This window comes from Flavobacterium sp., assembly GCF_046073885.1.
Taxonomy (GTDB): Bacteria; Bacteroidota; Bacteroidia; order Flavobacteriales; family Flavobacteriaceae; genus Flavobacterium.
Map to the genome: position 1 here is coordinate 104,238 of NZ_JBJTND010000048.1, position 18,584 is coordinate 122,821.

General features: G+C 34.4%; 20 protein-coding genes. 10 read left to right on the forward strand and 10 right to left on the reverse strand.

The features are described from left to right. Positions 1–3: 3 nt before the first annotated feature. From hemE to hemA, 4 genes are read right to left on the reverse strand one after another with little or no spacing between them, the layout of a single operon-like run. Entirely contained in the window at positions 4–1,029 is a 1,026-nt protein-coding gene (hemE, locus tag ACKOWY_RS06730; RefSeq protein WP_408940673.1) for a uroporphyrinogen decarboxylase, read from the reverse strand. Between the two features lie 31 nt (positions 1,030–1,060). After that, positions 1,061–1,732, reverse strand: coding sequence for a uroporphyrinogen-III synthase (locus ACKOWY_RS06735; protein WP_408940674.1), 672 nt, complete (start codon positions 1,730–1,732; stop codon positions 1,061–1,063). Between the two features lie 35 nt (positions 1,733–1,767). Continuing rightward, positions 1,768–2,694, reverse strand: coding sequence for a hydroxymethylbilane synthase (hemC, locus tag ACKOWY_RS06740; RefSeq protein WP_408940675.1), 927 nt, complete (start codon positions 2,692–2,694; stop codon positions 1,768–1,770). A 51-nt stretch (positions 2,695–2,745) separates the two neighbouring features. Further along, positions 2,746–4,005 carry a glutamyl-tRNA reductase gene (gene hemA / locus ACKOWY_RS06745; RefSeq protein WP_408940676.1) on the reverse strand — a complete coding sequence of 420 codons (1,260 nt, stop codon included), beginning with the start codon at positions 4,003–4,005 and terminating at the stop codon, positions 2,746–2,748. Positions 4,006–4,230: 225 nt separating this feature from the next. Here hemA and ACKOWY_RS06750 point away from each other — a divergent pair, with 225 nt between their 5' ends. The 5 genes from ACKOWY_RS06750 (at position 4,231) to ACKOWY_RS06770 (ending at position 9,049) form a co-directional block, all read left to right on the forward strand. After that, a complete protein-coding gene (locus tag ACKOWY_RS06750; RefSeq protein WP_408940677.1) occupies positions 4,231–5,103 on the forward strand; it encodes a helix-turn-helix transcriptional regulator in 873 nt (290 codons plus the stop codon). A gap of 13 nt (positions 5,104–5,116) precedes the next feature. After that, positions 5,117–6,133, forward strand: coding sequence for a ferrochelatase (gene hemH / locus ACKOWY_RS06755; protein ID WP_408940678.1), 1,017 nt, complete (start codon positions 5,117–5,119; stop codon positions 6,131–6,133). Positions 6,134–6,232: 99 nt separating this feature from the next. Continuing rightward, positions 6,233–6,784, forward strand: a complete 552-nt coding sequence (locus ACKOWY_RS06760; protein WP_408940679.1) for a CopD family protein — start codon at positions 6,233–6,235, stop codon at positions 6,782–6,784. Positions 6,785–6,846: 62 nt separating this feature from the next. Beyond that, complete coding sequence (locus tag ACKOWY_RS06765; protein WP_408940723.1) at positions 6,847–8,253, forward strand: sensor histidine kinase; 1,407 nt, start codon at positions 6,847–6,849, stop codon at positions 8,251–8,253. Between the two features lie 13 nt (positions 8,254–8,266). After that, the gene (locus tag ACKOWY_RS06770; RefSeq protein ID WP_408940680.1) at positions 8,267–9,049 is read left to right on the forward strand and encodes an enoyl-CoA hydratase/isomerase family protein; all 783 of its coding nucleotides are present in this window, start codon (positions 8,267–8,269) and stop codon (positions 9,047–9,049) included. Between the two features lies 1 nt (position 9,050). Here the strand turns inward: ACKOWY_RS06770 and ACKOWY_RS06775 are convergent, their stop codons facing one another. The 3 genes from ACKOWY_RS06775 to ACKOWY_RS06785 are packed head-to-tail and all read right to left on the reverse strand — an operon-like array spanning position 9,051 to position 11,501. Next, positions 9,051–9,695, reverse strand: a complete 645-nt coding sequence (locus tag ACKOWY_RS06775) for an HD domain-containing protein (protein WP_408940681.1) — start codon at positions 9,693–9,695, stop codon at positions 9,051–9,053. A gap of 54 nt (positions 9,696–9,749) precedes the next feature. Further along, on the reverse strand, positions 9,750–10,730 hold the full coding sequence (locus ACKOWY_RS06780) for an acyl-ACP desaturase (protein ID WP_408940682.1): 981 nt from the start codon (positions 10,728–10,730) through the stop codon (positions 9,750–9,752). A 39-nt stretch (positions 10,731–10,769) separates the two neighbouring features. Then, positions 10,770–11,501: a lysophospholipid acyltransferase family protein gene (locus ACKOWY_RS06785; protein WP_408940683.1), complete on the reverse strand. Its 732-nt coding sequence runs from the start codon at positions 11,499–11,501 to the stop codon at positions 10,770–10,772. A 137-nt stretch (positions 11,502–11,638) separates the two neighbouring features. Here ACKOWY_RS06785 and recA point away from each other — a divergent pair, with 137 nt between their 5' ends. Together recA and ACKOWY_RS06795 are read left to right on the forward strand one after the other, a co-directional pair. Next, positions 11,639–12,643: a recombinase RecA gene (gene recA, locus ACKOWY_RS06790; RefSeq protein WP_408940684.1), complete on the forward strand. Its 1,005-nt coding sequence runs from the start codon at positions 11,639–11,641 to the stop codon at positions 12,641–12,643. An 89-nt stretch (positions 12,644–12,732) separates the two neighbouring features. Continuing rightward, positions 12,733–13,143, forward strand: a complete 411-nt coding sequence (locus ACKOWY_RS06795; RefSeq protein WP_408940685.1) for a hypothetical protein — start codon at positions 12,733–12,735, stop codon at positions 13,141–13,143. 46 nt (positions 13,144–13,189) lie between these two features. Here the strand turns inward: ACKOWY_RS06795 and ACKOWY_RS06800 are convergent, their stop codons facing one another. Beyond that, entirely contained in the window at positions 13,190–13,927 is a 738-nt protein-coding gene (locus ACKOWY_RS06800; RefSeq protein WP_408940686.1) for a lysophospholipid acyltransferase family protein, read from the reverse strand. Between the two features lie 70 nt (positions 13,928–13,997). Here ACKOWY_RS06800 and trpS point away from each other — a divergent pair, with 70 nt between their 5' ends. Beyond that, positions 13,998–14,975 carry a tryptophan--tRNA ligase gene (trpS, locus tag ACKOWY_RS06805; RefSeq protein WP_408940687.1) on the forward strand — a complete coding sequence of 326 codons (978 nt, stop codon included), beginning with the start codon at positions 13,998–14,000 and terminating at the stop codon, positions 14,973–14,975. 3 nt (positions 14,976–14,978) lie between these two features. On the opposite strand, the gene dprA is transcribed toward trpS, so the two are convergent. Then, entirely contained in the window at positions 14,979–16,085 is a 1,107-nt protein-coding gene (gene dprA / locus ACKOWY_RS06810; RefSeq protein WP_408940688.1) for a DNA-processing protein DprA, read from the reverse strand. A 104-nt stretch (positions 16,086–16,189) separates the two neighbouring features. Here dprA and ACKOWY_RS06815 point away from each other — a divergent pair, with 104 nt between their 5' ends. Both ACKOWY_RS06815 and ACKOWY_RS06820 read left to right on the forward strand, forming a co-directional pair. Beyond that, entirely contained in the window at positions 16,190–17,131 is a 942-nt protein-coding gene (locus ACKOWY_RS06815) for an SPOR domain-containing protein (protein ID WP_408940689.1), read from the forward strand. 138 nt (positions 17,132–17,269) lie between these two features. Then, entirely contained in the window at positions 17,270–17,779 is a 510-nt protein-coding gene (locus ACKOWY_RS06820; protein ID WP_408940690.1) for an acyl-CoA thioesterase, read from the forward strand. Positions 17,780–17,844: 65 nt separating this feature from the next. On the opposite strand, the gene ACKOWY_RS06825 is transcribed toward ACKOWY_RS06820, so the two are convergent. Further along, a complete protein-coding gene (locus ACKOWY_RS06825; RefSeq protein ID WP_408940691.1) occupies positions 17,845–18,540 on the reverse strand; it encodes a hypothetical protein in 696 nt (231 codons plus the stop codon). Between the last annotated feature and the right edge of the window lie 44 nt (positions 18,541–18,584).

The window sequence follows — 18,584 nt, forward strand, 5'->3', positions numbered from 1 at the left end:
TTTTTATTGATTATATTCTTTTACTGCCTCAACAAAAGCTTTAGCGTGATCTACAGGAATATTTGGTAAAATTCCATGTCCAAGGTTTACGATATAATTGTCTTTTCCGAATTCATCGATCATTTCGTGTACCATTTTTTTGATGGTTGGAATAGGAGAAAGCAAACGACTTGGATCAAAATTTCCTTGCAAAGTAATATTCCCTCCTGTCAAATATCGCGCATTTCGAGCAGAGCAAGTCCAATCTACACCCAATGCAGACGCTTTCGATTTTGACATTTCGCCTAAAGCAAACCAACATCCTTTTCCGAAAACAATTACTTTCGTTTCGTCAGCTAAAGCTTCCACAATTTGGTTGATGTACTTCCAAGAGAATTCTTGATAATCTACTGGCGATAACATGCCTCCCCAAGAATCAAAAATCTGAATGGCATTACAACCTGCTTTTACTTTTTCTTTCAAATATAAAATGGTGGTATCGGTAATTTTCTGCAATAAAGTATGCGCTGCTACTGGGTTTGAAAAACAAAATCCTTTAGCCGTATCAAAGCTTTTAGAACCTTTTCCTTCCACAGCATAACAAAAAATAGTCCATGGCGAACCGGCAAACCCAATCAGTGGCACCTCATCGTTCAGCATTTCTTTAGTTAATTTGATGGCATCAAAAACATAACCCAACGATTCATGAACATCTGGAACAAAAGTTCTATTCACATCGTCCATAGTGCGAATTGGATTTGGAATAATGGGTCCCAAATTGTCTTTCAGTTCCACGTGAATTCCCATTGCGCGTGGCACCACCAAAATGTCAGAAAACAAAATTGCCGCATCGGGTTTCACAATTCGAATGGGTTGTACGGTAATTTCGGCAGCCAATTCGGGTGTTTCACAACGGGTGAAAAAATCATATTTATCTCTTAATGCTCTAAATTCTGGTAGATACCTCCCCGCTTGACGCATCATCCATACGGGTGGGCGTTCTACTTTTTCATTATTCAGCGCTCTTAAGAACAGGTCGTTTTTTATCATTTTTTAGCTGTTAGCTGATAGCTGTTAGCGTTCAGCGATTATAATATTCTATTACTTCATAAATCACATTTTCAACCAATGGTTTATCTGCGATGATTATGTTTTTTACTTTATTATTTTCTAATGCTTCTGCGGTGGTTTCTCCTATACAAAAGCACATTTCTTCTTTTATGGAATTCAATTTCAAATAACTTTCTACGGCTGATGGACTAAAAAATAGTATTCCGTCTAGTTTATTTGTGATTTTTTTTGAGGTTATGTTGGTTTCATACACTTCTATTTCATTGAATGTAATTCCGTTTTCATTTAGTGTGTTGGGCAACACATCGCGTCGTAAATTTCCGCTGAAAAAAGTGTAACTTTCTTTTGAATAAATAAGTGAAATTATTTCGGCCAAATCGGCAGCATAACCGGTATAGGCAACTACATCAAATCCGTTTTCTGTAAGCAATTCCTTGGTTTTTAATCCAACACAAAAAACACTTTTCCCTTTTAATTCGTTACATTTTGGGTGCTGTAAAATACTATGTACCGCATTTTGACTGGTGAAAATTAAATTTTCATGCACTTTAGAAAATTGAAATTTTTTGGCTTTTGTTTCAATAAAATCTTCCTCCACAACCGTTATAGCAGCGTCCAAAAGAAGTTGCTTTTGGGCTAAATCTAGTTTTTTAGTGGATAGTATGTTTATCAGTTTTGCCATATTTTATTCCTGTCTTAATGGAATTCTTGTTGTGCTTATTTTTTTAATTGCTGTTTTATCTCTTCCATTAATTGGACACCGCCATTATTTAGAATTTCTTGTGCAGCATGGAATCCTAATTTTTTCCATTCGGAAATAGCAACGACTTTTTCAATTTCTAATTTTTGTTTGCCATCAATGGATAACAAAACTCCTTTAAAATGAATAGTATCTTCTTTTTCATTGTATTTTGCTAATGCTCCAATTGGTGCCGTGCAACCGCCTTCTAGCGTTTTTAGAAATTGTCTTTCTATATAAGTACAAATTTCGGTTTCGATATGGTTTAATTGCGATAAAGCGTCCAATGTAAATTCATCTTCTGCCATTGCAACAACGACCATGGCTCCTTGTGCTGGCGCAGGAATCATCCAATCTAAATTGATGTGGTTTTCTGGTTTTAATTTAATGCGTTCCAATCCGGCTGCTGCAAAAACAGCTCCGTCCCAATCATTTTCCTGTAATTTTTGCATTCTGGTATTTACATTTCCACGTAGGTCGACCACTTTGTGGTTTGGGTATTTATTCCACCATTGTGCTTGACGACGTAAACTTCCGGTTGCTATTGTGGCCTCCGAATCTAGAAAGGAAATGGCTCCTTTATGAACCAAAATATCCAAAATAGTAGCTCTTTCTAAAACTGCCGCTTGCACAATTCCTTGTGGCAAAGCAGTGGGAACGTCCTTCATAGAATGCACAGCAATATCTACTTGCCCATTAATCATGGCAATATCGAGTGTCTTAGTGAATATTCCGGTAATTCCTAGCTCATAAAGCGGTTTGTCTAAAAGAAGATCCCCTTCCGATTTCACGGCGATGATTTCGGTTTTATATCCTAAATCATTCAATTGTTTTTGAACGGTGTGGGCTTGAAAAAGTGCTAATTCACTGTCTCTGGTGCCAATTCTTATGGTTTTTTTAGACATTTTGTGTTTTTTGGAAACCTAAAATTTTGGTTTCTGGTTGGGGCTTGATAACTAGAAAATTTCTTTTTCTTGCTCTAATTGAAATACCTTTTCTATCCATTCGATTCCTTCTTCCATTGATTCACCCTCTTTTAAATGGTTAACAAAATGGCTCGTTATCTTTTGGATTATTCTATTGCTTATCAATTCGGCTTGATCTTCATCAAAATTAGATAATTTTTTTCTTTGAAAATTTAACTCGCCTTCTTTAATAGAATTGAACTTTTCTTTTAAAGCATGGATCGTAGGTGCAAATTTTCGGTTTTTATTCCATGCCAAAAACTCCTCTTGAATTTCCTCAATTATTGCCTCTGCTGCCGGAATATGTAATTTTCTATTTTCTAAAGTTTCATCGGTAATTTGCGATAAGTGATCCATATGAACTAAAGTAACACCAGGAACTTCATTTACATTTTCGTGCACATTTTTTGGAATGGATAAATCTAAAATAAGTAACGGTTTTTTTAAATTCAGGATGGTTTTATCAATTGTAGGATTTTGGGCGCCAGTTGCCACAACAACTACATCTGCTTTTTGAATTTCGAGTTGTAAGTCGGCGTAATCTTTTACAATAACATTTAGTTTTTGAGCTAATTTTTCGGCTTTATCTTTTGTTCTGTTGATTAGTGTAATTTGCTCGTGTTTGGTATGTTTTACTAAATTTTCGCAGGTATTTCTTCCTATTTTTCCTGTACCGAAAAGTAAGATGTTTTTATTGGCAATATCTTCTACATTTTTAAATATGTACTGCACTGAGGCAAATGAAACCGAAGTAGCACCGGAAGAAATCTCCGTTTCATTTTTTATTTTTTTGCTCGATTGAATCACCGCATTTACCAATCGCTCCATAAAAGCATTGGCAAGTTGGCTGTTTTTACTTTCTGCGAAAGCCATTTTTAACTGACTTATAATTTCAAAATCTCCAAGAATCTGACTGTCTAAACCGGTACCAACACGAAAAACATGATTAATTGCTTCTTGTTTTTTATATACAAAAGCCACCTTTTGAAATTCTTCAACGGTGCCGTTACTGTTTTCGCAAAGTAATTTGATTAACTGAAATGGATGTTGCGCAAAACCATAAATTTCGGTTCTGTTGCAAGTGGAAGTAACAATTAAAGCTTCAATTCCTTCTTTTTTAGCTTGCGCCAATAAGTTGATTTTAGCTTCTGAGTCTAAACTAAATTTTCCCCGCATCTCTGCATCGGCCTTCTTGTAGCTCAATCCAACAGCGTAAAAAGTAGTAGACTTGTTCGTAGTATTGTTTTCCATATTGCCCTTTTCCTAAAAAGTAAACAAATTTAGGTTTATGAAATATGAAAAAATAACGCTAAAAGTACTTTTTATGTCGCTTCGAGAAATTTCTTGGTTATTTGTATTTATAGCGTTATTTTTTTTAATTTTGCTTTAAAATAAATGGTTTTACACTATTTAATTTAGAACTATTCTTAATTAAATTTTAAGAAACAACTTTTTTTATTTTAAAAAAATATCGCTATGGGTTCACAAGAAGAAATTAAAATTGAAAATGATTTTATTTTGCTCCGATTTCAAAATGAAAGCCCTGAAAATTATCATGTGAAACGACATGTTAATCAAGGACTTATACAATTTCATTTTGGAATAAAAGGTAAAGCAAAATTTATTTTTAACATGGGAAACTATGCTTTAGATTTAAAAGAAGAAAAAGCACTTTTGTTTTACAATCCACAAAAAGAATTACCGCTAGATTTAGAAATTGCGCCAAATACTTGGGTTATCTCAGTATTAATTTCAATTCAAAAATTTCATTCCCTTTTTACAAGTGAATCGGGGAACATTCCTTTTTTAAGTGAAGAAAATAAAGATCGTAAATACTATACAGAAAGCGATATAAGTCCTTCTATGGCAATCGTGTTGAGTCAGTTATTTCATTACAATTTAAACCCAGCCATAAAAAACCTATATTATAAAGGGAAAGGATATGAATTGTTGAGCTTGTATTTTAATCGATCTGAAGATCCCGATGCAGAGCAATGCCCTTTCTTAAACGATGAGGAAAATGTTTTGAAAATTAAAAAAGCCAAAGAAATAATTATTCAAAATATGGCCGAGCCACCTGGGCTCGAAGAATTAGCTGATCAAGTGGGGTTGAGTTTGAAGAAACTAAAAATGGGTTTCAAACAAATATATGGAGACACCGTATATGGTTTTTTACTTGATTATAAACTAGACTATGCCCGTCAATTGCTTGATTCGGGTTCCTACAATGTAAACGAAGTGGGGTTAAAAATTGGATACAGCACCGGAAGTCATTTTATTGCGGCTTTCAAGAAAAAATTTGCTACCACCCCAAAGAAATACCTAATGTCAATAAATATCAATATATAATCTACCATAACTAATGAAAGGAGTATTACTAGTCAATCTTGGTTCACCAGAAAGTCCAACCGCTAAAGATGTGAAGCCGTATTTAGATGAATTTTTAATGGATAAATACGTAATTGACGTTCCGTTTTTATTGCGCGCCTTGTTAGTAAGAGGAATTATTTTACAAACCCGACCAAAAAAATCGGCTGCAGCGTACGCTAGAATTTGGTGGGAAGAAGGATCTCCATTGGTGGTGATTTCGAAACGAATGCATAAAAAAGTTCAAGAGAAAAGTTCTATTCCGGTGGCCTTGGCTATGCGTTATGGAACAATGACTATTGAAAAAGGCTTGCAAGAATTGAGAGAAAAAGGTGTGACTGAAGTGCTGCTTTTGGCTTTATATCCGCAGTATGCTATGGCTTCTACAACCACTATTTGGGAATTGGCAGATGAATTAGTTCGCACCAAATTCCCAGAAATGAAACTTACAAAAGTTTCTGCTTTTTATAACAAACCCGATTATATTCAGGCTTTAGCCAATTCTATAAAAAAACATTTGGATACTTTTGAATACGATCATTTATTGTTTTCGTATCACGGAATTCCGAAGCGTCATATTCGCAAAACCGATGTAACCAAATCACATTGCGCAATTGATGGGTCGTGTTGCAACACCCCTTCGCCGGCGCATGAATTTTGCTACCGACACCAATGTTATGAAACGACCAAACAAGTGGTGAAATTACTAGGTATCCCAGAAGGAAAATACAGCCAGACTTTTCAATCGCGTTTGGCTGGTGATAAATGGCTGACACCTTATACCGATGTTGAAATTAACAAAATGCCCGAAAAAGGAATTAAAAAATTGGCAGTGGTAACTCCGGCATTTGTATCAGACTGTTTAGAAACATTGGAAGAAATTGCCATGGAAGCCAACGAGCAGTTTTTACACCATGGCGGGGAAGAATTTATGGCAATCCCTTGTATGAATGACGATGACGAATGGTGTGGCGTGGTGGCGAATTGGGTAAAGGAATTTGAAAATAACTAAATGTTTAAGGTATAAAGTTATTTTGTAAAAACTAAAATAATAATCAATGAGATTCCTTCGGAATGACAAACGTTGTACAAAAACCTTAATCTAAAAAAAATGGAATTCTATAACTACCTAAAATCCCTTCACCTCATCTTTGTAGTAACTTGGTTTGCAGGGTTGTTTTACATCGTTCGGTTGTTTGTTTATCAAATAGAAGCCAACGACAAACCATCCCCCGAAAAGGAAATTTTGCTACAGCAATACAAAATAATGACGTACCGACTTTGGTATATCATAACATGGCCGAGTGCGATTTTAGCAAGTTTTTTTGCCTATTGGATGTTGTTTTTTACTCCTGTTGGAAATGCTTGGTTGCACATGCCTTGGATGCATGTAAAACTAGGATTTGTATTCCTATTGTATTTATACCATTGGAAATGCCAAGTTATTTACAAACAATTACAAAACGACCAATTTAAATATACTTCAAACTACATGCGGCTTTGGAATGAAGGCGCAACAATTATTTTATTTTCAGTAGTTTTTTTAGTAGTTTTAAAAAATGCTTTCAATTGGATTTATGGCGTAATCGGAATTGTTTTATTTTCAGTTTTGATCATGCTTGGATTTAAATTTTACAAAAGAATAAGAGAAAAAAGTAACTAGAAAAAATGTTTAACGGCTTTAAAATGTCAATGCTTTCCCTTCGAATTAGGATTTTCCTATCGATGATTGTATTGATATTAATCGCCTCCTCTTTAATGGCATTGATTTCGGTGATTCAGTTTAAAAATGAAGCAAGAAGGTACCACCAAGAACGATTAGATAGAAAAGAAGATGCTGTAAAAGAAAACATCAATTACATTTTATCTACAACCACTTACCCGCTTACAGAACGAAATCTGCCTTATATTTTTAAAGATAAAATTCATGAATTATCCGATATTCACAATGTAGAAATAAACATATACAGTTTAAGCGGAAAATTATTAAAAACCTCCAAAGCCTCTTTCTCTGTTGATAATGTAGCACCTCCCATTCCAAAATATGTAACCAAATTGGTGCAGTCTTCCATTGAAAAAAGGTATGTAGATATTAAGATTATTGACGGGGTAAAAATTCGATCTTCTTACAGTCAAATTAAAGATGATAAATTTAAACCACTCGGAATTTTAAATCTTCCTTATGTAGAGGATGATAGTTTTTATGAAAACGAAATTCAAGATTTCCTGGTTCGATTGAGTCAGGTGTATTTTTTCATGCTGATTATTGCCTTCGCTTTGGCGTATTTTCTTTCGAGTTATATTACCAAATCGTTGAAGACCATTTCGGATAAGATCAACCAAACTAGTTTGGAGCAAAAGAACGAGAAAATTGTAATTGAGGCCAACAGTCGTGAAATCAATTCCTTGATTAATGCCTATAACCGAATGGTGGATAAATTGGAAGAAAGCGCCACCATGTTAGCGCAAAGCGAAAGAGAACAAGCTTGGCGAGAAATGGCAAAACAAGTAGCCCACGAAATTAAAAATCCGCTAACTCCAATGCGTTTAACGGTGCAAAGTTTCCAAAGAAAATTTGATCCCGAGGATCCAAATTTGCAGCAAAAACTAAGTGATTATAGTAAAACCTTAATTCAGCAAATTGATACGATGAGCTCGGTTGCATCGGCTTTTTCCAACTTTGCTTCGATGCCTGCACAGCAAAATGAAACCCTTAATGTGGTGGAAGTTGTGGAGTTTTCTTTAGAAATATTTAATGAAGAGGCACTTCATTTTGAATGTGATGAAAATGAAATTATTACCATAATGGATCGAACGCATTTAATTCGAATTATTACGAATTTAGTTAAAAATGCCATCCAAGCAATTCCAGAAAATCAAGAAGAAAAATCAATTGTAGTTGCAGTAAAACGAGTGAATGATATGGTAAATATTACCGTAAAAGATAATGGCATCGGAATAGATCCGAGCTACATTGAACACATTTTTGAGCCAAAATTCACAACCAAAAATAGTGGAATGGGACTTGGATTGGGTATCATTAAAAACATTATTGAAAATTACAAAGGAACTATTACATTTGAAACCGTATTAGGAAAAGGAACTACATTTACCGTTTCGTTACCTATCTAAATAAAATTAAACTATGAATTTCGAAAACATCCTTATTGCTTCTGAAAACGGAATTGGTCACATCACAATCAATCGTCCATCAAAATTAAATGCATTAAATATTGCAACGATAAAAGAGTTGCATGACGGATTAGAAAGTTTAAATACCAACCCTGAAATTAAGATAATTATTATTACGGGAGAAGGTGAAAAAGCGTTTGTGGCTGGTGCCGATATTTCAGAATTTGCACATTTTTCTATTGAAGAAGGAGCGCAACTAGCACAACAAGGGCAAGAATTATTATTTGATTTTATTGAAAATTTAAAAACTCCGGTTATTGCTGCAGTAAATGGATTTGCCCTTGGCGGTGGATTGGAATTAGCAATGGCTTGTCATATTCGAATTGCCTCTGATAATGCCAAAATGGGCTTGCCAGAAGTATCTCTTGGGGTGATTCCGGGTTATGGCGGAACCCAACGCTTACCTCAACTTGTTGGTAAAGGTCGCGCCATGGAACTTATTATGACTGCAGGAATGATCCCTGCGGATGAAGCTTATAGAATTGGATTAGTAAACCATGTAGTCCCTCAAGCTGAACTTATAGAATTTACAAAATCTGTAGCTCAAAAAATCATGAAAAACTCACCGGTTGCAATTGGAAAAGCAATTGAAGCGGTAAATGCTAATTTTACTGATGGCATTAATGGCTTTGAAACAGAAATAAAAAACTTTGGTAAATGTTTCGGTACCGGAGATTTTAAAGAAGGAACTACAGCCTTTTTAGAAAAAAGAAAAGCCGATTTTAAAGGAAATTAATTTATTTTTCTCCTTCCCACTCAGAGTAAAATTGTGCTAAGAAACTTTCCATAAAAAGATGTCTTTGTGCTGCAATTTTTTTTCCGGTTTCGGTATTCATTTTATCTTTCAGCAAGAGCAATTTTTCATAAAAATGATTGAGTGTAGGGGCCTCATTATTTTTATATTCCTCTTTGGTCATGTGCAAATTTGGAGCAATATGAGGTAAATATAAAGGTCTGTTTTTGAATCCTCCATAATTAAATGTTCTGGCAATACCAATGGCGCCAATGGCATCCAATCGATCAGCGTCTTGAACAACATCTAATTCTTTGGATGTAAATTTCTTTTCAAAATTTCCTCCTTTAAAAGAAATGTTTTCTATGATGTTCACCACATGAGAAATAGTTTCAGAAGCTACATTTTGGTTTTCCAAAAACTCTTTTGCAATTCTAGGTCCAATTGTTTCGTCTCCATTATGAAATTTGCTATCGGCAATATCATGTAGTAAAGCGCCCAATTTTACAATTTCCAAATCGCATGCTTCTTCAGTTGCAATTACTATCGCATTTTTATACACGCGTTCCACATGATACCAGTCGTGACCGGCTTCTGCGTTTTGTAATTTTTGTTTTACAAAAAGAATAGTAGTATCAATTAGTGACATAGAATATTGGGGATAAAAAATCCTTTCTTGTGGAGAAAGGATTAATTGAATTAGTTATACAGGTTGTACCCATTTAAAGACTACATTTTCTTCAGGGAGTACTAATCGTTCCGAAATTTTTGCCATTCTTGCTGGCAATTTCATTAGATAATCACGCGCTTTTTCGGCCTCATCCGTAAGATTTACAATTTTATCAATTTGCCATTTATCAATTAACTTTTGCATGATCTCAACATAATCATTGGCAGTATAAACTCCAAGTTTTTGAGCCGAATCAGAAAATTGATTGAAAGCAGTACTTATCGATTGACCCGATTCTCTTAAGAAGTGCGCCGGCATGGTGATTTTTTGTTTCATCATGTATTGAAACGCCAACATCATTTCGCTTGGGTCAACTTTGAAAATCTGATTTACAAATTCGCTATACGCTTGGTGGTGACGCATTTCGTCTCCAGCAATTATTTTACATGCTTTGGAAAGTTTGTTGTCTCCGTATTGTTTTGCAATTTGAGAAACTCTATTGTGAGACACATACGTTGCTAATTCTTGAAAACTAGTATACACAAAGTTTTTGTAAGGATCTCTTCCGGTGCCTATTTCAAAGCCATCATTAATAAGGTGGTGGGTAGTAATTTCTACTTCACGCATGTTTACTCTTCCCGATAGGTATAAGTATTTGTTAAGTAAATCACCATGGCGGTTTTCTTCACCAGTCCATTGGCGTACCCATTTTGACCAACCATTATTTTCTAAATTATTTACTCCTTCTACTTCCATTAACCAGGATTCGTAGGTAGGAAGTGCTTCTTCGGTGATGGTGTCTCCAACCATAGCAACCCAAAAATCATAAGGTAAATCTTTGGCAATTTCTTGCAATTCTTTAACATCATCAAAGAAAGAATCGCTTTGAGAATCTGGTAAAAAATCAGAAGGTTGCCAAATGGTTTCTACTGGAATTAGATATTGTTCTATGAAAGAGTCTACATTTTTTTCTAAAAATTGCATTACTTCCAATCGGATATTAGTAATAGACATGCGGTATTTTATTTAATTAATTGTGCGATTTGAGGGGAGTTATAGTATTGATTTTACAATAGTTTCTTCGGTTTTACTGGCTATTTCTTCAAATGTAAAATCTTTAACTGCTATTGGTTGATGAATAATAAACTCTAATTTATTTCCTAATCCCATTGGGAAAGGTCCAAATTTAACCATTTTCCAGGAATTATTAATAGAAATTGGAACAACATATGCGGATGGCGCATATTTACATAGGATTTTTAATCCGCTTTGCGCAAATTCTTTCGGTTTTCCATTCTTGCTTCTTGTCCCTTCCGGGAAAATAACTGCTGCACGATTGTGCTTTTCAATATATTCCGAAAGCCCTTTTATTACTGGAATTGCTTGTTTAGGATCTTTTCGGTCAATTAATACCGACCCCCCATGACGCAAATTATAGGAAACACTTGGAATGCCTTTCCCTAATTCTTTTTTACTGACAAATTTTGCGTGAAACTTTCTCAAAAACCAAATCATTCCCACAATGTCATACAAGCTTTGGTGGTTTGCCACAAAAATTAAGGGAACATTTTCGGGTATTACTTCTCTATTTTTAAACTTGTAGGTTGTACCCAGAATATTCGTACATCTAACTAAGAAAAAGTTTAAATAATCTACACTTTTTTTATGAGCTTGGTAGCCAAAAACAGTAAAGCAAATCCATTGAATGGGATGAAAAATAACCAAACACAATCCGAAGCAAAAATAATACACTACTGAGAGTGGGTAGGAAAGTAATTTTTCCATAAACTATAAAATTAATTTTGCTAAAGTAAGAAATATATTTTGGTTAGAATTGTTCAAAAATCATTTTGCTAAACTTCTTTTTCTTCGAAAAAATTATATATTTTTACGGAAAATAGGAGCAATTAAAATATAAAGAGATGAGTTCAGAAAAAGAAGCCAAATTAAAAGCATTACAACTTACATTAGATAAATTAGACAAAACCTACGGAAAAGGAACCGTAATGAAAATGGGGGATAGAGCCGTTGAAGAGGTTGAAACTATTTCTTCTGGTTCTTTAGGTTTGGATTTAGCTTTGGGTGTAAATGGATATCCAAAAGGAAGAATTATTGAAATATATGGTCCGGAATCTTCAGGTAAAACGACTTTAACGCTTCATGCCATTGCCGAAGCTCAAAAGGCAGGTGGAATTGCTGCTTTTATTGATGCAGAGCATGCATTTGACAGACATTATGCTGAAAAACTAGGGGTAGATATTGAAAACTTAATCATTTCGCAACCGGATAACGGAGAGCAAGCCCTTGAAATTGCCGAAAATTTAATCCGCTCTGGAGCTATAGATATTGTAGTAATTGACTCGGTTGCGGCATTAACTCCAAAAAGTGAGATTGAAGGTGAAATGGGAGATTCCAAAATGGGATTACATGCTCGTTTAATGTCTCAAGCACTTAGAAAATTAACAGGAACTATTAGTAAAACGCATTGTACGGTATTTTTCATCAACCAATTAAGAGAAAAAATTGGGGTGATGTTTGGAAACCCTGAAACAACTACAGGAGGAAATGCTTTGAAATTTTATGCTTCGGTTCGATTGGATATTCGTCGTTCATCTCAAATTAAAGATGGAGAAATGGTAATCGGAAATAGAACTAAAGTGAAAGTGGTGAAAAATAAAGTGGCACCACCTTTCAAAACTGCCGAATTTGATATCATGTATGGAGAAGGCGTTTCAAAAACAGGAGAAATATTAGATTTAGCCGTAGAATTTGAAGTAATTAAAAAAGCAGGATCTTGGTTTAGCTATGGCGAAACAAAACTAGGTCAGGGTAGAGATGCGGTTAAAGTTTTAATTAAAGACAATCCAGAATTGGCCGAAGAATTAGAACAAAAAATCAAAGAAATTATCAAAGAAAATAATGCCTAAAACTTAAATCACGCTTAATGCGTGATTTTTTTTATTATTTGAAATCAAACTTTTATTAATTTTGAAGGTCTAATAAAAAATAATTGATCATGAAATACATTTATTTACTTTTAGCGATTGGGTTCTTCACAATTTCTTGTGAGCGAAGACACGATGAACCCACATCAGAATTAGAGGTTTTACCTGTAAGTCAAGTGGTTATGCCTGTAAAATTTGCCAAAGACAGTATTACCGAAATTCCGGTGCAATACATTCGCCCAACGGTTTGTCATTCATTTTATGATTTTTATTATGAAAGAAATGACTTTACAAGAACGGTAGCAATTATAGCATTAAAACAAAATTCGGGATCCACTTGCCCTCCAAGTCAATTAGAATATACGGCAACATTAAAATTTAAACCGGCAAGCTTAGGAACGTATCATTTTAAATTTTGGACCAGCACCGACGCACAAGGAGTTGACCATTTTGCAGAATACGATGCGATTGTAAATCACTAAACTACATTCATAATATAAAAAAGAGCGCCTAGTTAGCGCTCTTTTATTATGGGTTGTATTTATGCAATTGATTCAAAATAATGGCTCTCGATTTGTCTTTTAATTCTTTTTTATTTTCTAAGGTAAGTCCGTTCGTTTCAATCGATTTATGAACCATGGCTCGTAATAGTCCGGGAGAGCCGCTAAAGAAGGTATACGATAATCGTTTTTTATTGTCACCAAAAGTCATGGGCACAATGGGTATTTGGTGTTCTATTGCTAATCGAAAAGCACCGTCTTTAAATTCATCTAAAAATACCGATTCCTCTGGAACGCCTCCTTCTGGGAAAATACAAATACTCAACCCCTGACTGAGCCTTTTTTGGGCTCTATTATATACTGCCATTCTGCTTTTAGAACTATTTCTATCTACAAGAATGCAGGTTCTTTTGTAGAAAAAACCAAATAATGGGATGTTCGCCAATTCTTTTTTCCCAACAAATACAAATGGATTTTGTTCTATCGCCAACATTAGCATAATGTCAATCATAGAAGTGTGATTGGCAATAATCATATAACTTTTTCTGTGTTCTATTTCTTGCTCGCGTTCTATTTTATAATGAAATCCCATGGCGAGTAGAATTCCTTTCGCCCAAATTCGAGCCATCACAAAAAAGTAAGGGTACCATTGTTCTCTCAAAATGGAAACCAACAAAAACGGAAACATCAGCACAATGAAAAAGGCAATTACAATGTAAAACCAAATGCGCCAAAGGGTCCAAAAAATGATTTTTATAAATCTCATAAGGTCAAAATTAAGGAAATGTAGGCGATTTTTATTACAAAGGTTTAACTTTGCATAAATAATTTTTAGAATGGCGAATATACTCACAGGAGTTCAAAGCACAGGAACCCCACATTTAGGAAACCTTTTGGGAGCAATTATCCCAGCGATTGAATTATCTAAAAAACCAGAAAATCAATCGTTTCTTTTTATTGCCGATTTACATTCGGTTACACAAATAAAAGATGGTGTAACCTTATTAAACAACACCTACAGCACTGCAGCTGCATGGTTGGCCTGTGGACTTGATGTGAATAAAGTGATTTTTTACCGCCAATCGGATGTGCCTCAAACAGCGGAGTTGTCTTGGTATTTGAGTTGTTTTTTCCCATATCAAAGATTGACTTTAGCCCATTCATTTAAAGATAAATCAGACCGATTGGAAGATGTAAATGCAGGGTTATTTACCTATCCAATGCTTATGGCAGCAGATATTTTATTATATGATGCTCATTTTGTTCCGGTAGGAAAAGACCAAATGCAACACATTGAAATTACTCGAGATGTTGCTTCGCGTTTTAATCATCAAATGGGAGAAACTTTTGTAATTCCGGAAGGAAAAGTGCAAGAAGAAACCATGTACGTTCCGGGAACTGATGGTCAAAAAATGAGTAAATCACGCGGAAATATTATTGATATTTTTTTGGATGATAAAGCACTTCGCAAACAAATTATGGGAATTGAAAGTGACAGTACCCCACTTGAAGATCCAAAAAATCCTGATACTTGTAATGTTTTTGCTTTATATAAATTAGTGGCAAACGAAGAACAAATTGCGGCTATGCGCCAAAATTACCTTGGTGGAAATTATGGTTATGGTCATGCAAAACAAGCCCTTTTTGAATTGATTTGTGAAAAATTTAAATCCGAAAGAGAAAAATACAACTACTACATTTCCAATCGTACAGAACTGGATGCCATCTTAAAATCAGGCGCTGACAAAGCGGGAATAATAGCAAACACTGTTTTAAAAAGAGTGCGTGTTAAACTTGGCTTTTCTGGTAATTAGTATTTAAATTGCTTCAAATAATTTTCCGGGTAACGGACGAATTACGCCTTTTAATTCCATGTTAATTAATACCGAAGAGGTTTTAAAAACAGGATAATCACATTCGAGCGCAATTTGATCAATTTCAGTTTTTCCATTTGCCAAAAGATAATCATACATTTTTTGTTCTATTTCATCTAACGAAACAAATAATTGCTTTTGGATGCTAGGTTTTACGGTATTGCTTTGAATTTCCCAATTTAAAATATAAATAAGATCGGCTGCCGAGGTCAATAAATGTGCCCGCTGGGTTTTGATTAAATTATTACACCCCTGACTGTATTTGTCGGTGGCCCTCCCCGGAACCGCAAAAACATCTCTATTGTAATCGTTGGCAATTAGGGCTGTAATTAAAGACCCTCCTTTCTCGGCGCTTTCAATCACAATTGTAGCCTCGGAAATTCCAGCCACAATGCGATTTCGTTTTACAAAATTCTCTTTATCAGGATTGGATGTGCTCCAAAACTCGGTTAAAAATCCCCCATTTTGTTCCATTTTAGAAACATACTTTTTGTGGGATTTTGGATACATTTGATTCAGCCCATGTGCCAACACAGCAATCGTTTGCAAATTGTTTTCCAGCGCTGCTTGATGGGCAACAATATCAACTCCATAGGCAAATCCGCTTACGATAATCGGGTTTAAAGGTGCCAAATCTTGAATTAACTTTTTACAAAAATCGGCACCATAACTCGAAACCTGCCTGGTGCCTACAATGCTTATTATTTTTTTATTATTCCAATTGATATTCCCTTTAGAAAATAATAAAACGGGGCCGTCAATACAGTATTTCAATCGGTCGGGATAGTTTTCATCCAAATAGGAACAACAGATAATGCCGCTGCTTTTTAGAAACTGCATTTCTTTTTTTGCCAAATCAAAAACCGATGCTTTTTTTAAATTTTCAATCAAAACTTTACCTACGCCATCAATATTTTTTAAAAAACTGGGTTTGGCTTGAAAGACTTTTTCGGCAGAACCACAATGGTTGATTAATTTCTTTGCCATTATATCGCCTACTCCTTCTATTTTTACTAAAGCCAATAAATGAAACAACTCGTTGTCGGTCATGATTTTTAGGTATTTCTACTAAAAATACGAATTAAAATTAAAATTGTTAACAAAATTTGTTGATAAAATTTTGTCCTTATCATTAAATAATTAATTTTGTGATTATGAAGATGGATTTATATATATCGCAATTATTATATCGGTACCAATGCGTTACCGTTCCTGGATTTGGTGCATTTTTAACCGAAATCCAATCGGCACAACTTAATGAGTCGTCTCATTCTTTCTATCCACCAAAAAAATTGGTTTCTTTTAATTCGTATTTAAAAAATAACGACGGATTATTAGCAAATCATATGGCGCAATCAGAAAAAATAAGTTATGATGCTGCAGTTGCTATTATTGAAAACCAAGTTATTAATTGGAAATCCAAGCTTCAAGAATTAGAAACCATTACATTAAAAAATATTGGTGCTTTTTCTTTGAATTCAGAAAAAAATCTTGTTTTTACTCCTTCTGATTCAGTTAATTATTTTACTGAAGCGTTTGGATTAACTAGTTATGTTTCTCCTGCTATTAAAAGAGAAGTATTACAACAAGTTGCTGATATACAAGAAGAAAATGAAGTAGTTCAGTTAGTACCTGAAACTCGTTCTAATCCGTTCTTAAAATATGCTGCTATCTTTGTAGTTAGTGCTGGTTTACTAGGTGCTGGCGGGTATTTTGGAAATAACTACTACCAACAAAAAATACAACAAGAAACGCTAGCGGTTCAAACTAAAGTTCAGAAACAATTAGAGCAAAAAATTCAAGAGGCAACTTTTGTAATTTCAAATCCTATTCCGGCTGTAACTTTAACAGTGAACAATACCAAAATGCCGTATCACATTGTGGCAGGTGCTTTTCTTAGTGAAGAAAATGCCGATCAAATGTATGATGAACTTGTTCATTTAGGGTATCCGGCAAAAAGAATTCGCAAAAACGACCACGGATTGTATCCGGTAATTTATAAGAGTTATGCATCCTACTCGGAAGCGCAAACTGAATTGCAAAAAATAAAAAAATCACATAACCCAGAAGCTTGGGTGCTGATTGAAGAACTATAATAAAATCCCGATTTCTCGGGATTTTTTGGTTTTATATATTTCTTATAATGAGACATAGCTAGATTCCTTCGGAATGACAAACTAGGTGTTTCTTAAACCTAGTAAGATTAAAATAAATACCTTTGTAAAAAATTTATTATGACTCCTAAGTACCCCATAGATTCCTTAACCATCCTTACCGACATGGTATTGCCTGGTGAAACCAATCCGTTAAATAATCTTTTTGGTGGCGAATTATTGGCTCGTATGGACCGCGCGGCAAGTATTGCTGCCCGAAGACATTCCCGTAGAATTGTAGTTACCGCATCGGTTAATCACGTTGCTTTTAATCGCACCATTCCTTTGGGAAGTGTTGTGACTATAGAAGCAAAGGTTTCTCGCGCATTTACTTCCTCTATGGAGATCTTTTTGGATGTTTGGATAGAAGATAGAGAATCGGGAATAAAAACTAAAGCAAACGAAGCCATTTACACTTTTGTAGCTGTAAATGAAACCGGAAATCCTGTTTCGGTACCGCCATTAGAACCTCAAACAGAAGAAGAAAAAGCCCGTTTTGATGCGGCTTTACGAAGAAAACAATTAAGCTTGGTTCTTGCCGGAAAAATGAGCCCGAATGACGCCACCGAATTGAAAGCGTTGTTTGTTTAAATAATATTAAAACAATTAAAAGTTACTATTGGTATTAAAACAGTTTTTGATAGTGTTTTTAGATATTAATAGTTAAAATAATATTCATTTTCTTGATCGACTTGAAAAGGTAAATCATTTGTTGAACCATTGCTTTCAATTCCATTTTTTCTTTTAATCCAACCAACTTTATATTCTAAAGCGTCTTCAGGCACACTATAATATATAATAGAATTTACATTTGTTCCATTCCAAGAAGTATCTTGTATGGATGGGATACCCGGTGAAGCAATAGTGAAATTATTATGAACTCCAAAATTTTCAATTTTTGTTCTAAAGTTTTGTACAATTCCTGAGTAAAAATATGCTAAAACATAATCATTTGAATCAAATGGGTTGACGTTATTTACATAAATTTTGAACTTAATAAGCTTATTTACTTTTAAAACTATATTGTCACTCGGATTGAAACTTTTTAACTCGAAAGTTGAATAGTTATCATCCATTTCTTTATACACCTCAACAAACATTCGGTCTTCACTTTTTACAGTTAGACTAAAATTTCCATTTGGATCTGTTTTTACTAGTTTAGATTCAATTAAAGTATAATAAGTACCATATTGTCCAGAGCCGTGGGCTTGCTTTAAATCTAAAAATACATTTTGATTTGCAATTCCCTCACCATTTATTTCTCTTTCAACACGTCCTCTTATTGTAACATAATTATCTTCATCTTTTGAGCAACTATAAAGTGTGAAAATCAACGTGGATATTACTATCATTTTTTTCATAATTTCTGTTTTATTAGGTTTTCAATTATGGTTTC

Coding starts and splice junctions, on each gene's coding strand:
- ACKOWY_RS06765 (WP_408940723.1), top strand. CDS start 6,847: ATGATTGTATTGATATTAATCGCCTCCTCTTTAATGGCATTGATTTCG.
- ACKOWY_RS06780 (WP_408940682.1), bottom strand. CDS start 10,730: ATGTCTATTACTAATATCCGATTGGAAGTAATGCAATTTTTAGAAAAA.
- ACKOWY_RS06815 (WP_408940689.1), top strand. CDS start 16,190: ATGAAGATGGATTTATATATATCGCAATTATTATATCGGTACCAATGC.
- ACKOWY_RS06795 (WP_408940685.1), top strand. CDS start 12,733: ATGAAATACATTTATTTACTTTTAGCGATTGGGTTCTTCACAATTTCT.
- hemH (WP_408940678.1), top strand. CDS start 5,117: ATGAAAGGAGTATTACTAGTCAATCTTGGTTCACCAGAAAGTCCAACC.
- trpS (WP_408940687.1), top strand. CDS start 13,998: ATGGCGAATATACTCACAGGAGTTCAAAGCACAGGAACCCCACATTTA.
- recA (WP_408940684.1), top strand. CDS start 11,639: ATGAGTTCAGAAAAAGAAGCCAAATTAAAAGCATTACAACTTACATTA.
- ACKOWY_RS06770 (WP_408940680.1), top strand. CDS start 8,267: ATGAATTTCGAAAACATCCTTATTGCTTCTGAAAACGGAATTGGTCAC.
- ACKOWY_RS06820 (WP_408940690.1), top strand. CDS start 17,270: ATGACTCCTAAGTACCCCATAGATTCCTTAACCATCCTTACCGACATG.
- ACKOWY_RS06825 (WP_408940691.1), bottom strand. CDS start 18,540: ATGATAGTAATATCCACGTTGATTTTCACACTTTATAGTTGCTCAAAA.
- hemC (WP_408940675.1), bottom strand. CDS start 2,694: ATGTCTAAAAAAACCATAAGAATTGGCACCAGAGACAGTGAATTAGCA.
- ACKOWY_RS06775 (WP_408940681.1), bottom strand. CDS start 9,695: ATGTCACTAATTGATACTACTATTCTTTTTGTAAAACAAAAATTACAA.
- ACKOWY_RS06760 (WP_408940679.1), top strand. CDS start 6,233: ATGGAATTCTATAACTACCTAAAATCCCTTCACCTCATCTTTGTAGTA.
- ACKOWY_RS06750 (WP_408940677.1), top strand. CDS start 4,231: ATGGGTTCACAAGAAGAAATTAAAATTGAAAATGATTTTATTTTGCTC.
- dprA (WP_408940688.1), bottom strand. CDS start 16,085: ATGACCGACAACGAGTTGTTTCATTTATTGGCTTTAGTAAAAATAGAA.
- ACKOWY_RS06800 (WP_408940686.1), bottom strand. CDS start 13,927: ATGAGATTTATAAAAATCATTTTTTGGACCCTTTGGCGCATTTGGTTT.
- hemA (WP_408940676.1), bottom strand. CDS start 4,005: ATGGAAAACAATACTACGAACAAGTCTACTACTTTTTACGCTGTTGGA.
- hemE (WP_408940673.1), bottom strand. CDS start 1,029: ATGATAAAAAACGACCTGTTCTTAAGAGCGCTGAATAATGAAAAAGTA.
- ACKOWY_RS06735 (WP_408940674.1), bottom strand. CDS start 1,732: ATGGCAAAACTGATAAACATACTATCCACTAAAAAACTAGATTTAGCC.
- ACKOWY_RS06785 (WP_408940683.1), bottom strand. CDS start 11,501: ATGGAAAAATTACTTTCCTACCCACTCTCAGTAGTGTATTATTTTTGC.